Genomic DNA, 12,003 nt, shown 5'->3' with positions numbered 1-12,003 from the left:
GGCGCCCGTGCGGCCAGACTCCCCGGCATCTTGGCGAGGATGCATGACCTGTGGAAACGCGAAAACCCCGGACTTCCGTGGAAATCCGGGGCTGTAGTGGCTCCGACGGGCGTCGATCCCGTGACCTCACGATTTTCAGTCGTGCGCTCTACCAACTGAGCTACAGAGCCGAGCGGCTGCAGTACTTGCCGCTTCCTAGACGAAAGGCCCTCTCGTGAAAGAAGGCCCGTCGCTCGGAGCGACCCTGACGGGACTTGAACCCGCGACCTCCGCCGTGACAGGGCGGCACGCTAACCAACTGCGCTACAGGGCCAAACTATGAAATTGTATCAGCTCGTGTGACCCCAACGGGATTCGAACCCGTGCTACCGCCGTGAAAGGGCGGCGTCCTAGGCCGCTAAACGATGGGGCCGGGGTGAACCTCGGGGCTCACGTGCCGACGATCCAGCATAAGGGGATCAATTCGGATTTTCCAATTCGGGGCGCGTCCTCCCGGATCCCGGGCGTTTCGCCACGCAGGATGAAACCGCCCCCGAACGGCGTCCGCGCACGTCCGAAGGTGGTGACCCTTGGTGTTCCTGCGACGGATGTTGTTAATGTGACTGGTGTGAAGCAGGCGAGCCACTTCCCGATGGACGCCCCCGAAGCTTCGGCAGAGCCGTGCGACTGCGCGCCCACCGAGGCCGAGCGGCGTCGACTGTGGACCCCGATCACGCGCCGCAGCGCCCTGACGCTCGCGGGCGTCGGAGCAGTCGCGCTCGGCGTCGGCCTCTCGCACGGGACGAGCGCCTTCGCGGTCACCTACAACCCCGACGACTACCCCTCGTGGGAGGACGTCGAGCGCGCCAAGAAGAACCAGGGCGACAAGGAAGCCGAGATCCGCCGGCTCGAGGACATGATCGCGCAGCTCACGCGGCGCGTGGAGGAGACCCGCGCCGCCGCGCAGCAGGCCGCGGACGAGTACTACGAGGCACAGCAGGCCTTCTACGAGCAGGCCTACCGCGCCGACGAGCTGCAGAAGCAGGCCGACGAGCAGGCGACGCTCGCCGAGACGGCGGCCACGAACGCCGCGCGCGTCGCGTCGCAGCTGTCCCGCGCAGGCGGCGACAGCACGTCGCTCGAGGTGCTGTTCGCCGGATCGGCCGCGAGCGCCGACGAGCTGCTCACCAAGCTCGGCCAGATGGACAAGCTGATCGGCGGCAGCGAGACGATCTACGCCGAGGCCGTCGCGGCCCGAGACTCGGCCCAGAACCTGTCGGATCAGGCGGCGGTCGCCCGCGACGAGCGCGATCGTCTGCAGAAGATCGCCGAAGAGAAGATGGTCGCGGCGCAGAACGCGCAGATCGCGGCCGAGCAGGCGCTCGCCGACCAGCAGGAGCACATGGTCACGCTCGAGGGCCAGCTCGCCGCCCTCCGGGACAACACCAAGAAGACCGTCGACGAGTACAAGGACGGCGTCGCCGCCAAGAAGGCGTACGAGGAAGAGCAGCGCCGCAAGGAAGAGGAGCGCCGCCGAAAGGCAGCCGAGGAGGCCGCCCGCCGCGCGCGCGAGGCGGCTGCGGCTGCCGCCGCGAACAACGGCGGTGGCGGCGGGAACAGCGGCGGTGGTGGCGGCGGCGGTGGAGGCGGCGGCTCCAGCACGGGTGGCCAGGCGGTCGGAAGCGGCTGGGCCCGCCCGAGCGACGGCTGGCGCACGTCGGGCTACGGCCCGCGCCCGCAGATGTGCGGCCCGAGCTACTGCGGATCCAAGATCCACGCCGGCATCGACCTCGCGGCCGGCTGCGGCGCCCCGATCTACGCCGCCGCGAACGGACGCGTCATCTACGCGGGCCAGCTCGGCGGCTTCGGCAACTACATCCGCCTCGACCACGGCAACGGGGTCGGCACCGGCTACGGTCACATCGTGAACGGCGGCATCATCGTCGGCTACGGCCAGCAGGTGCGCGCAGGTCAGGTCATCGCCTACGAGGGAAACACCGGCAACTCGTTCGGCTGCCACCTGCACTTCGAGGTCTACGTGGGCGGCGGCACGACCGATCCGGGCCCGTGGATGTCGGCCCGAGGCGTGAACACCTACTGACCCGCAGCGTCCGCATCTCCCGCGCGGGGACACCGCCCGTGCGGCACGCTGCCCGTAGCGCTCGGACGGACCGCTCACGCAGAAGGGGCCCATCCCGAAGGATGAGCCCCTGGTTCGCGGAGAGCTGCGCCGCGATCAGTCGCGGGTGTTGGGCGCCTCGCCCGCACCCTGCGTGCGGGTCTGCGCCTCGTGCTCGTCGAAGCGCTCGTAGGCCTCGCTCACCAGGCGCTCGGCCTCCGCGGCGTCGCCCCACTGGTCGACCTTGACCCACTTGTTGGGCTCGAGGTCCTTGTAGTGCTCGAAGAAGTGCTCGATCTCCTTCTTCGTGTACTCGGCGAGGTCGCCGATGTCCTGGATGTGGTCCCAGCGTGGGTCCTTCGCCAGCACGGCGATGACCTTGTCGTCGCCGCCGGCCTCGTCCTTCATCTTCAGCACCGCGACGGGACGAACCTTGACGCCGACGCCCGGGTACACGGCGTGGTCCATGACGACGAGCACGTCGAGCGGGTCGCCGTCCTCGCCGAGCGTGTTCTCGAAGAACCCGTAGTCGGTCGGGTAGCCGAACGTCGTGTACAGCACGCGGTCGAGGAAGACGCGGCCCGTGCCGTGGTCGACCTCGTACTTCACGCGGCTGCCGCGCGGGATCTCGATGACTGCGTCGTAGGCGCCCATGCCGGTTGCTCCTTGAGATTCGGGGGATCTGCCGCACCAAGCCTAGTTGCCGACTGACATAGCGTTGAGGCGTGCTCGATCCCGCCGTCGCCGCCACCCGGCTCGCCGTCCGCACGGCGCTGTCAGACCTCGCCGACGGATCCGTCGTCCTCGTCGCCCTGTCGGGCGGCGCCGACTCGCTCGCCCTCGCGGCGGCGACCGCGCACGAGGCGCGCGCCCGCGGCATCCGCGTCGGCGCCGTGACGGTCGATCACGGCCTGCAGGACGGGTCGGATCGGATCGCGCTCGCCGCGGCGCGCAAGGCCGCGGACCTCGGGATGGATACGACCGTGGTGCGCGTGGCGGTCGACGGCGCGGGCGGGCCCGAGGCGGCCGCGCGCGAGGCCCGGTACGGCGCCCTGCGCGACGCCGCGGCGGATGCGGGCGCGTCTGCCGTGCTGCTCGGGCACACGCTCGACGACCAGGCCGAGACCGTGCTGCTGGGTCTGGCGCGCGGGGCGGGCGCCACCAGCCTCGCCGGCATGGCGCCGTCCCGCACGGACGACCGCGGGCTGCGCTGGCTGCGTCCCTTCCTCGGGCTGCGTCGTCCCGTCACGCATGACGCGTGCGCCGCGCAGGGCCTCGAGGCGTGGCACGACCCGCACAACGTCGACGAGCGCTTCTCACGCGTCCGCGTGCGCGAGCGCATCCTGCCGGTGCTCGAGGCCGAGCTCGGTCCCGGCATCGCCGAGGCGCTCGCGCGCACGGCCGAGCAGCTGCGCGAGGACACGGCGGCATTCGCCGAGATGATCGACGAGACGATCGAGGACATCGTCGAGCATTCCGAGGCGGGGATCGCGGTGTCGGCCGCCGCGCTCGCCGCGAACCCTCCCGCCCTGCGGAACCGGATCATCCGCCACGTCGTGCAGAGCGAGTTCGGCATCGCGCTCACGCGCGTGCAGACGCTCGAGGTCGCGCGGCTCGCGACCGAGTGGGCCGGACAGGGGCCGATCGACCTGCCCGCGTGCATCGCGGCCCGCCGCGGCGGGCTGATCCACTTCACCGCGAGAGGCGCCTGAGCGCCCACGTAGACTCGACGCATGCGCGCGGCGGACATCCCGAACGACCTCAGCTCCGTCCTCGTCACCGAGGAGCAGATCGACGAGAAGCTCGCGGAGCTGGCCCGCCGGGTCGAGGAGGACTACGCCGGCCGCAAGCTGCTGCTGGTGGGCGTGCTGAAGGGCGCGGTCATGGTGATGGCCGACTTCGCGCGGCACCTGAAGCGCGACATCGCGATGGACTGGATGGCGGTGTCCAGCTACGGCAACTCCACGAAGTCCAGCGGCGTCGTGCAGATCCGCAAGGACCTCGACACCGACCTGAACGGCTGGGACGTGCTGATCGTCGAGGACATCATCGACTCGGGTCTCACGCTGAGCTGGCTGCTGGACAACTTCGCCTCGCGGGGCGCGGAGTCGATCGAGGTGCTCGCGCTGCTGCGCAAGCCCGAGGCGGCGAAGGTCGAGATCGACTGCAAGTACCTCGGCTTCGACATCCCGAACGAGTTCGTCGTCGGGTACGGCCTCGACTACGCCGAGCGCTACCGCAACCTGCGCGACGTCGCCATCCTCGCTCCGCACGTCTACGCCTGAGCAGCAGGCGTATGCAGGTACGCCGTGGGCGAATACCAGTCGGCACATAGGCGCCGCGGAGTAACGTGAAGCGCACGTCGCCTCGTCCCGCGACGTGCATCACAGGAGGGGCAGGGGGAGACCCCGGACCATGGACTTCAAGAAGCTGACCCGCAATCCGCTGATCTACGTCCTGCTGATCGGCGTGCTCCTCATCGTGGGGTTCTCGCTGATCTCGAGCCTGACCGGCACGAAGCAGATCACGACGCAGCAGGGTCTCGAGCTGCTCGCGGGCGACACGGTCGAGAAGGTGCTGATCACCGACGGCGACCAGCGCGTCGACCTCCAGCTCACGGATGCGTTCGAGGACGCGACGGCGGTGCAGTTCTACTACGTCGAGGCCCGCGCCGAGGAGGTCGTTGCGGCCGTCGAGAGCGCCGCGCCGGCGGACGGCTTCAACGACGCCGTGCCGCGCGCGACCTGGTTCGACAGCCTCCTGTCGCTGCTGCTGCCGATGCTGCTGCTCGGTGTGCTGTTCTGGTTCCTGCTGTCGAGCGCCCAGGGCGGCGGCGGCAAGGTCATGCAGTTCGGCAAGTCGCGGGCCAAGCTCGCGAACAAGGAGCACCCGGACGTGACGTTCGCGGATGTCGCGGGCGCGGACGAGGCGCTCGAGGAGCTGCAGGAGATCAAGGACTTCCTGAAGGACCCGGCGAAGTACCAGGCGCTCGGCGCCCGCATCCCCAAGGGCGTGCTGCTGTACGGCCCTCCCGGCACCGGCAAGACGCTGCTCGCGCGCGCCGTGGCGGGCGAGGCGGGCGTGCCGTTCTACTCGATCTCGGGCTCGGACTTCGTCGAGATGTTCGTCGGCGTCGGCGCGAGCCGCGTGCGCGACCTGTTCACGCAGGCGAAGGAGAACGCTCCCGCGATCATCTTCATCGACGAGATCGACGCCGTCGGCCGCCACCGCGGCGCCGGCATGGGCGGCGGTCACGACGAGCGCGAGCAGACGCTGAACCAGATGCTCGTCGAGATGGACGGCTTCGACCCCAAGGCGAACGTGATCGTGATCGCGGCCACGAACCGTCCGGACATCCTGGACCCGGCCCTGCTGCGCCCCGGCCGCTTCGACCGCCAGATCGGCGTGGACGCGCCGGATCTCGCCGGACGTCGCCGCATCCTCGAGGTGCACGGGCGCGGGAAGCCGCTCGCCGACAGCGTCGACCTCGACGTCGTCGCCCGCAAGACGCCGGGCTTCACGGGCGCAGACCTCGCGAACGTGCTGAACGAGGCCGCGCTGCTGACGGCGCGCTCGAACGCGCAGCTGATCGACAACCGCGCGCTCGATGAGGCGATCGACCGCGTGATCGCCGGCCCGCAGCGCCGCACGCGCGTGATGAACGACAAGGAAAAGCTCATCACGGCGTACCACGAGGGCGGTCACGCGCTCGCGGCGGCGGCGATGAACCACACCGATCCCGTCACGAAGATCACGATCCTGCCGCGCGGCAAGGCTCTCGGCTACACGATGGTGCTGCCGCTCGAGGACAAGTACTCGGTCACGCGCAACGAGCTGCAGGATCAGCTCGCGTACGCGATGGGCGGACGCGTCGCGGAGGAGATCGTGTTCCACGACCCCACGACCGGCGCGTCGAACGACATCGAGAAGGCCACGGGCATCGCCCGCAAGATGGTCACCGAGTACGGCATGACGACCGACGTCGGCCCCGTGAAGCTCGCCTCCTCGAGCGGCGAGGTGTTCATGGGTCGCGACATGGGTCACGGCCGGGAGTACTCCGAGCGGATCGCCGAGCGCATCGACCAGGAGGTGCGCGGGCTCATCGAGCAGGCGCACAACGAGGCGTACGAGGTCATCAACGCCAACCGCGAGGTTCTCGACCGCCTCGCGCTGGCACTGCTCGAGCACGAGACGCTCGACCACGTGCAGCTCGAGGACATCTTCAAGGACGTCCAGAAGCTGCCGCCGCGCCCGCAGTGGCTCTCCAGCGAGGAGCGCCCCGTCTCGCAGCTGCCGCCCGTGCAGATCCCGCGCCGTCCCCAGCCCGCCGGCGTCGCGGCTTCGGCCGCGGCCGAGCAGACGGCGAAGGCGACCGCCACGCGTCCCGCGACGGGGCAGGCACGCCCGGCGACGGCCTGATCCCGTCCTAGGATGAGCGGATGTCCGTCGACAGGAAGCGCGTCGCCGCGCTGACGCGGGAGCTGCTGGTCGCGATCGGAGAGGATCCGGATCGCCCGGGTCTGCGCCAGACCCCGCAGCGGGTCGCGGACGCGTACGCGGAGTTCTTCGCGGGCGTCGGCGAGGACCCGGCCGAGCCGCTGTCCCACACCATCAGCGTCGCGCAGGGCCCGGCCCCCGACACGCTGCCGTCGGGCGCCGTGCTGCTGCGCGACATCCGGTTCCGCTCGACCTGCGAGCACCACCTGCTGCCGTTCGCGGGGCACGCGCACATCGCGTATCTGCCTGGCGAGCAGGTCGTGGGGCTGGGCGCGCTGCCGAAGGTCGTGGAGATCCTCGCGGCGCGGCCCCAGGTGCAGGAGCGCCTCGGCGAGCAGATCGCCGACACGATCGCCTCGTCGCTGGACGCCCGCGGCGTGCTCGTCGTGCTGGACGCGGCACACCAGTGCGTCACGATGCGCGGCTCACGTCAGAGCGACAGCGCGACCCTGACAATCGCGGCGCGCGGCGTGCTCGCCGAGCCCGCCGCGCGCGCGGAGATCATCGCGCTCCTGGGTCGCGCATGACGCAGATCTGGGGCATCGTCAACGTCACACCGGACTCGTTCAGCGACGGCGGGCGCTACTTCGAGGCCGAGCACGCGATCTCGCACGGCCGGCTGCTGCGCTCGCAGGGCGCCGATGTGCTCGACGTCGGCGGAGAGTCGACCAGGCCGGGCTCCGAGCCCGTGGGCGCCGAGGAGGAGATCCGGCGCATCCTGCCCGTGATCGAGGCGCTCGCCGCAGACGGCGCCACGGTGAGCGTGGACACGTACCGAGCCGAGACCGCGCGCCTGGCGCTCGCGGCCGGCGCGCGGATCGTGAACGACGTGTCGGGCGGGCTCGCCGAGCCCGACATCCTGTCGGTGGCCGCGGACGCGCACGCTTTCGTCGCGCTCGGGCACTGGCGCGGACCGTCTGCCGACATGTACGCCAACGCGTCGTACGACCGGATCGGCGCGGAGGTCGCCGCAGAGCTGCGCGACCGTGCCGAGGCCGCCCTCGCGGCGGGCGTGCTGCGGGAGCGGATTATCCTCGATCCCGGCATCGGGTTCGCCAAGGCCGGCGAGCAGAACTGGACGCTGCTGCGCCAGCTGGACGAGGTGCGGCGGCTCGGGTTCCCCGTGCTGATCGGGACGTCCCGCAAGCGCTTCCTGGACAGCGCGCTCGGCGACGATGCGTCGGAGGCGCGCAAGGACCTCGCCACCGCGATCACGAGCGCGTTCGCCGCGCGGAACGGGCTGCACGCCGTGCGCGTGCACGACGTCTCCTCCACGCGTGACGCGATCGCGGTCATGGAGGCATGGGAGGGATGGGCATGAGCCGCAACAGCGCGTCCGGCCGGTCAGAGTCGTCCGGTGCCAGCTCGGCCGTGGCAGACTCTTCGCCTGTGGGCTCTCTGGACACCATCACGCTCACGGGGCTGCGCGCGTTCGGGCGGCACGGGGTGTTCGACTTCGAGCGCGAGAACGGTCAGGAGTTCGTGATCGACCTGGCACTCGGAGTGTCGACGAAGCGTGCCGCCAGGACCGACGACGTCGCCGACACCGTGCACTACGGGGAGCTCGCCGAGACGGTGGTGGCGATCGTCGGCGGCGAGCCGGTCAACCTCATCGAGACCCTGGCGCACCGGATCGCCGACGCCGTGATGCAGGACGAGCGCGTGCGCTTCCTCGCCGTCACGGTGCACAAGCCGCAGGCACCGATCCCGGCGCAGTTCGCGGACGTCGCGGTGACCGTGCACGCCGCGCGCGACCCGGAGGCCCGCCGGTGATGTCCCGCTTCGTGTCGGTTTCGGCGGATCCGTGTCCCCCTTCCGGTCGGAACAGCCCGCGCATTCCGGCACGAATCGGGACATGCCCCCGGGAGGGAGCCGCGTGAGCCGCGACCTGCGCCGCCCGCCGGGCCCGGCACCCGAGAGCGAGCCGCGCGAGACGGTGACCGCCGTCGTGGCGCTGGGAGCGAACCTCGGAGACCGGGCCGCCACGCTCGATGCGGCCTTTGCCGAGCTGCGGCGACTGCCGCTCGTGGACGAGGTCGTGCCGTCGACGCCGATCGAGTCCGTCGCGGTGACCCTCGACGGCCCGGATGAGACCGCGCCGGCCTACCTGAACGCGGTCGCGCTCGTGCGCACGCGGCTCGCGCCGTCGGTGCTGCTCGGCATGCTGCACGCGATCGAGGCCCGGCACGGCCGCGAGCGGCGCGAGCGCTGGGGTGCACGCACGCTCGATCTCGACCTGATCGCGTACGGCGACGTGGTCTCGGAGGACGAGCGGCTGCGCGTGCCGCATCCGCGCGCGCACGAGCGCGACTTCGTGCTCGCGCCGTGGCTCGAGGTCGATCCCGACGCCGTCCTGCCGGGCCACGGACGCGTCGCCGACGTGCTGGCGCGGCTGCGCGGAGGCGGGCGATGAGGCGCACATCGCCGCTCGGCCTGCTGGTGGCGGCCGTCCTCGGCGGCGGCATCGGGTTCGTCGTCGACCACGTGCTGACGATGTCGGGCCGGCCGACATTCAGCCCCGCGTGGGGCCTGCCGATCCTGCTGGCGCTGCTCGGCGCGCTGGCGCTCGCCCTCGCGTGGCCCGTGCGGCGATCCGTGCGCATCCCGGGTGCACCGCGGGTCGATCCGTTCCGCGCGGTGCGCATCGCGATCCTCGCGAAGGCGTCCAGCGTGGTCGGCGCGGTGTTCGGCGGCGGGGCCGCGGGCCTGCTGCTGTACGTCACGACACGGCCCGTGAGCCCGGGGCTAGGCTCGATGACGACGACCATCGCGACCATCGCGGCGGGTGCCGCGCTGGTGGTGGCGGCCCTGGTCGCGGAGCAGTTCTGCAGCCTCCCGAAGGATCCAGATGAGCGAGAATCAGACGACGCCGAGCCCGGAGCACCCGCGCACTGATCCGGCAGCGAGCGCCTCGCTCGCCGCGCCGGTTGCGCAGGAGCCGGCCGGGCAGCATCCGGTCGGGCAGCATCCGGTCGCGCAGGAGCCGGTCGCGCAGGAGCCGGTGGCGACGGACCCGGTCCTGGACGCGGGCACCTACACCGCGATCCGCGAGCCCCGCGCGTCGGGGCGTCTCGCCCTGGACGGCGCGTGGCACCAGATCTCTCCGAAGTACGTCGTGTCGCAGACCGTGCAGAACGCGATCTTCGTCGCGTTCGTGGCGGTCGTGGCGATCGTCGTCACGATGCTGTTCGACCACTGGTGGCCGTGGATACCGGCGGGGATCCTCATCCTCGTCACGCTCATCACGCAGCTCGTGCTGCCGCGCCAGGCCCGGGCGCTGGGGTACATGCTCCGCGCGGACGACCTCGTGTTCCGCAAGGGCATCCTGTGGCAGCGGATGATCGCCGTCCCGTACGGGCGCATGCAGCTGATCGACATCACGCACGGACCGATGGACCGCGCCTTCGGGATCGCCAAGCTCAAGATGGTGACGGCGGCGGCGACCACGGGCGTCGAGATCCCCGGTCTCGGCCGCGACGCGTCGGAGGCCCTGCGCGACACGCTCATCGAGGTCGCCGAGACGCGACGGACCGGACTGTGACAGACCCGCAGGTGCCCGACACCGTCGCGCCACCCGCCCTCGCGGGCGGCGGGTCGTCGTCGCTCGCCGACGGCGACTGGCACCGCCTGCACCCGCTCACCCCGCTGTTCCAGGGCGGCCTCGTGCTCATCGTGGTCGCGGGAATCGTCCTGTCGAACTTCCGCGACCACGCCGTGTTCTGGGTCGTGTCGATCTTCGCGCCGGGCGAGGTCGACGAGATCGACGGCGGCGAGGGCGAGTTCCTCGGCTTCCTGTTCGAGAACAACCTGATCCTGCTGGGACTCGCCATCCTGCTGGCGGCGATCCTGGTGCTGATCGCCGTCTTCTGGGTCGTGTGGCGCTTCCACCAGTTCCGCATCACGGGGGATGACGTCGAGGTGCGCAAGGGGATCGTGTTCCGCTCGCACCGGCGCGCCCCGCTCGACCGCGTGCAGGGCGTGAACCTCACGCGGCCCTTCCCCGCCCGGCTCATCGGCATGGCGAAGCTCGAGGTGGTGGGCGCCGGCACCGACGCCAACGTGCCGCTCGAGTACCTGTCGACCGACCGCGCCGAGCAGGTGCGCGCCGACATCCTGCGGCTCGCCTCCGGTGCACGCGCCGCGCGGCAGGCCGCGCGGGACGCGGCCTCCGGCGTGCAGACCGGCGTGCGCGGCCGGCTCGTCGACGCGCTGAACAGCGGCGTCACCGGGATGATCGAGGGCGTCGACAACACCGACGTGGCGCCGGAGAGCGTCGTGAAGATCCCGGCCGGCCGGCTCGTCGCGGCGCAGCTGCTGAACGGCGCGATGTGGATCGTGCTGTTCGCCGTGATCTGGCTCACGAGCGTGCTCGTGCCGCTGCTGCTCGCCGACACGGGATCCGAGCGCGTCGTGATCTCGCTCGGCGTCGGCCTCGGCACGGGCATCCCGATGGCGTTCGCCGCGATCGCCATCACGTGGTCGCAGATCTCGAAGTCGCTGCGCTACGCCATCGCACCCACGCCCGACGGCGTGCGCGTGACGTTCGGTCTGTTCACGACCGTCACCGAGACCTTGCCGCCCGGGCGGATCTTCGCGGTCGAAGTGTCGCAGTCGCTGCTGTGGCGTCCGTTCGGCTGGTGGACGGTCAAGATCAACCGGATGAGCGGCAAGAGCGCCGTCGAGCAGCAGTCGGGGAGCGGGCAGCAGTTCAACACGGTGCTTCCCGTCGGCACACGCGCCGATGTCGAGCGCGTGCTGTCGCTGATCCTCCCCGGCGTGCCGGACGCCGATGCGCCGCTGCTGTGGGACCACGGTCTGCTCGGCCCCATGGCGGGTCAGCCGGACCCGTATCGCACGATCCCGCGGCGCGCATGGTGGCGTCGGCCGGTGTCGTGGAAGCGGCACGGCTTCGCGCTCACGCCCTACGCGCTCGTGCTGCGACGCGGCGTCGTCTGGCGCAAGCTCGCGCTCTTCCCGCTCGCGCGCCTGCAGGGCGTCTCGATCCAGCAGGGACCCGTCGACCGGTGGCAGCGTGTGGCGGCCGCGCAGGTGCACACCGTGCTGGGACCGGTGTCCGGGCACGTCGTCGGACTCGAGCGCGACGACGTGATCGGGCTGCTCGAGGACACGAGCCGCGGCGCGGTCGCGGCCGCGGCGGCTGATCAGTCGCACCGCTGGCTGCAGCACCTGTCCGCGCCCGAAGCCGCGCCCGATGCCGCGCCCGACCTGGCACCCGTCCCGCCGGTTGCGGCGCCGGTCCCGCCCGCGGCGGCCCCGGTCCCGCCCGCGGCCGACCGGGGGCCGGTGACGTGAGGCGCGACGGACGGCTCGGCGTCGGCATCATCGGCGCGGGTCGCGTCGGTCCCGTGGTCGGCGCGGCGCTCGCCGGCGCCGGCCATGCACTGACG

12 protein-coding genes, 3 tRNA genes and 1 pseudogene are annotated in these 12,003 nt (G+C 71.4%); 12 read left to right on the top strand and 4 right to left on the bottom strand.

Annotated elements, in window-relative coordinates:
- Window positions 1-97: 97 nt before the first annotated feature.
- The 3 genes from RIF89_RS06050 to RIF89_RS06040 form a co-directional block, all read right to left on the bottom strand.
- Window positions 98-170 (bottom strand) — tRNA-Phe (locus RIF89_RS06050).
- Between the two features lie 69 nt (window positions 171-239).
- A tRNA-Asp gene (locus tag RIF89_RS06045) sits at window positions 240-313 on the bottom strand.
- A gap of 26 nt (window positions 314-339) precedes the next feature.
- Window positions 340-412, bottom strand: a tRNA-Glu gene (locus tag RIF89_RS06040).
- Window positions 413-607: 195 nt separating this feature from the next.
- On the opposite strand from RIF89_RS06040, the gene RIF89_RS06035 reads away from it, so the two are divergent.
- On the top strand, window positions 608-2,080 hold the full coding sequence (locus RIF89_RS06035; RefSeq protein WP_309068235.1) for a peptidoglycan DD-metalloendopeptidase family protein: 1,473 nt from the start codon (window positions 608-610) through the stop codon (window positions 2,078-2,080).
- 135 nt (window positions 2,081-2,215) lie between these two features.
- Here RIF89_RS06035 and RIF89_RS06030 read toward each other — a convergent pair whose 3' ends face one another.
- Window positions 2,216-2,752 carry an inorganic diphosphatase gene (locus tag RIF89_RS06030; protein WP_309068234.1) on the bottom strand — a complete coding sequence of 179 codons (537 nt, stop codon included), beginning with the start codon at window positions 2,750-2,752 and terminating at the stop codon, window positions 2,216-2,218.
- Window positions 2,753-2,823: 71 nt separating this feature from the next.
- Between RIF89_RS06030 and tilS the strand changes: the two genes are divergently transcribed.
- The 11 genes and pseudogenes from tilS to RIF89_RS05975 form a co-directional block, all read left to right on the top strand.
- Window positions 2,824-3,810: a tRNA lysidine(34) synthetase TilS gene (tilS, locus tag RIF89_RS06025; RefSeq protein WP_309068233.1), complete on the top strand. Its 987-nt coding sequence runs from the start codon at window positions 2,824-2,826 to the stop codon at window positions 3,808-3,810.
- A gap of 21 nt (window positions 3,811-3,831) precedes the next feature.
- Window positions 3,832-4,383, top strand: a complete 552-nt coding sequence (gene hpt / locus RIF89_RS06020; RefSeq protein ID WP_309068232.1) for a hypoxanthine phosphoribosyltransferase — start codon at window positions 3,832-3,834, stop codon at window positions 4,381-4,383.
- A 130-nt stretch (window positions 4,384-4,513) separates the two neighbouring features.
- Complete coding sequence (ftsH, locus tag RIF89_RS06015) at window positions 4,514-6,517, top strand: ATP-dependent zinc metalloprotease FtsH (RefSeq protein WP_309068231.1); 2,004 nt, start codon at window positions 4,514-4,516, stop codon at window positions 6,515-6,517.
- A 20-nt stretch (window positions 6,518-6,537) separates the two neighbouring features.
- A complete protein-coding gene (folE, locus tag RIF89_RS06010; RefSeq protein ID WP_309068230.1) occupies window positions 6,538-7,122 on the top strand; it encodes a GTP cyclohydrolase I in 585 nt (194 codons plus the stop codon).
- The gene (folP, locus tag RIF89_RS06005; protein WP_309068229.1) at window positions 7,119-7,916 is read left to right on the top strand and encodes a dihydropteroate synthase; all 798 of its coding nucleotides are present in this window, start codon (window positions 7,119-7,121) and stop codon (window positions 7,914-7,916) included. The genes folE and folP overlap by 4 nt, the downstream gene beginning before the upstream one ends.
- 68 nt (window positions 7,917-7,984) lie before the next feature.
- Window positions 7,985-8,368 carry a dihydroneopterin aldolase gene (folB, locus tag RIF89_RS06000; protein ID WP_309068228.1) on the top strand — a complete coding sequence of 128 codons (384 nt, stop codon included), beginning with the start codon at window positions 7,985-7,987 and terminating at the stop codon, window positions 8,366-8,368.
- Window positions 8,369-8,471: 103 nt separating this feature from the next.
- On the top strand, window positions 8,472-9,008 hold the full coding sequence (gene folK / locus RIF89_RS05995) for a 2-amino-4-hydroxy-6-hydroxymethyldihydropteridine diphosphokinase (RefSeq protein ID WP_375294440.1): 537 nt from the start codon (window positions 8,472-8,474) through the stop codon (window positions 9,006-9,008).
- Entirely contained in the window at window positions 9,005-9,490 is a 486-nt protein-coding gene (locus tag RIF89_RS05990) for a DUF3180 family protein (protein ID WP_309068227.1), read from the top strand. Before folK ends, RIF89_RS05990 begins: the two co-directional genes overlap by 4 nt.
- On the top strand, window positions 9,444-10,136 hold the full coding sequence (locus RIF89_RS05985; protein ID WP_309068226.1) for a PH domain-containing protein: 693 nt from the start codon (window positions 9,444-9,446) through the stop codon (window positions 10,134-10,136). Before RIF89_RS05990 ends, RIF89_RS05985 begins: the two co-directional genes overlap by 47 nt.
- A complete protein-coding gene (locus tag RIF89_RS05980) occupies window positions 10,133-11,908 on the top strand; it encodes a PH domain-containing protein (protein ID WP_309068225.1) in 1,776 nt (591 codons plus the stop codon). Before RIF89_RS05985 ends, RIF89_RS05980 begins: the two co-directional genes overlap by 4 nt.
- Window positions 11,905-12,003: pseudogene (locus RIF89_RS05975) on the top strand (DUF2520 domain-containing protein); the annotation flags it as partial. The gene RIF89_RS05980 and the pseudogene RIF89_RS05975, both read left to right, overlap by 4 nt.

This window comes from Microbacterium sp., from assembly GCF_031178525.1.
Lineage (GTDB): Bacteria > Actinomycetota > Actinomycetes > Actinomycetales > Microbacteriaceae > Microbacterium.
This window is presented reverse-complemented; position numbering and strand designations above follow the sequence as displayed.

Excerpts from the sequence above, each read along its gene's own strand:
- RIF89_RS06030 (WP_309068234.1), bottom strand. The coding sequence starts at position 2,752 with ATGGGCGCCTACGACGCAGTCATCGAGATCCCGCGCGGCAGCCGCGTG.
- hpt (WP_309068232.1), top strand. The coding sequence starts at position 3,832 with ATGCGCGCGGCGGACATCCCGAACGACCTCAGCTCCGTCCTCGTCACC.
- ftsH (WP_309068231.1), top strand. The coding sequence starts at position 4,514 with ATGGACTTCAAGAAGCTGACCCGCAATCCGCTGATCTACGTCCTGCTG.
- folE (WP_309068230.1), top strand. The coding sequence starts at position 6,538 with ATGTCCGTCGACAGGAAGCGCGTCGCCGCGCTGACGCGGGAGCTGCTG.
- folP (WP_309068229.1), top strand. The coding sequence starts at position 7,119 with ATGACGCAGATCTGGGGCATCGTCAACGTCACACCGGACTCGTTCAGC.
- RIF89_RS05990 (WP_309068227.1), top strand. The coding sequence starts at position 9,005 with ATGAGGCGCACATCGCCGCTCGGCCTGCTGGTGGCGGCCGTCCTCGGC.
- RIF89_RS05985 (WP_309068226.1), top strand. The coding sequence starts at position 9,444 with ATGAGCGAGAATCAGACGACGCCGAGCCCGGAGCACCCGCGCACTGAT.